The sequence below is a fragment of the Colwellia marinimaniae genome, assembly GCF_002207865.1.
In the GTDB taxonomy this organism is placed as follows: domain Bacteria; phylum Pseudomonadota; class Gammaproteobacteria; order Enterobacterales; family Alteromonadaceae; genus Colwellia; species Colwellia marinimaniae.
This window is the reverse complement of the sequence record NZ_BDQM01000098.1, coordinates 1-780: the sequence shown is the minus strand read 5'-3', so window position 1 is coordinate 780 and position 780 is coordinate 1. Positions and strand designations below refer to the sequence as shown.

The following is a 780-nucleotide window of genomic DNA, read 5'->3' as shown; positions in this document are numbered from 1 at the left end:
CTTCTACTCCGGCTTTTTTAGCAGCGAAGCGTTTGATAAGCGAACCAATCGAGTCAGTACCGATGTAGCCGATAAACACGCTCGTTATATAAGCGAGATTGCTACTTAGTCCGGCGAAGTCGAGAAGGTCACGAATGAACTAGGCGATAATGGCGCACATCGTTGCGTCGATTACTGTTTTTGTAAACGCACCGCCATTATATCTGCCGCGAAGGTACGCCATTGCAAACGCAAGGATTGCCCCGATGCCTTGTTCCTTTGCCGCGAGAATGGCGGCCAACAGGTCATGTTTTTCTGGCATCTTCATGTCTTACCCCCAATAAGGGGATTTGCTCTATTTAATTAGGAATAAGGTCGATTACTGATAGAACAAATCCAGGCTACTGTGTTTAGTAATCAGATTTGTTCGTGACCGATATGCACGGGCAAAACGGCAGGAGGTTGTTAGCGCGACCTCCTGCCACCCGCTTTCACGAAGGTCATGTGTAAAAGGCCGCAGCGTAACTATTACTAATGAATTCAGGACAGACAGTGGCTACGGCTCAGTTTGGGTTGTGCTGTTGCTGGGCGGCGATGACGCCTGTACGCATTTTGTGATCCGGTTCTGCTTCCGGTATTCGCTTAATTCAGCACAACGGAAAGAGCACTGGCTAACCAGGCTCGCCGACTCTTCACGATTATCGACTCAATGCTCTTACCTGTTGTGCAGATATAAAAAATCCCGAAACCGTTATGCAGGCTCTAACTATTACCTGCGAACTGTTTCGGGATTGCATTTTG

1 pseudogene is annotated in these 780 nt (G+C 48.1%); it reads right to left on the bottom strand.

Features of this window, described 5'->3' with window-relative positions:
* Positions 1–301 (bottom strand): annotated as a pseudogene (locus MTCD1_RS21875) (phage holin, lambda family); the annotation flags it as partial.
* Between the last annotated feature and the right edge of the window lie 479 nt (positions 302–780).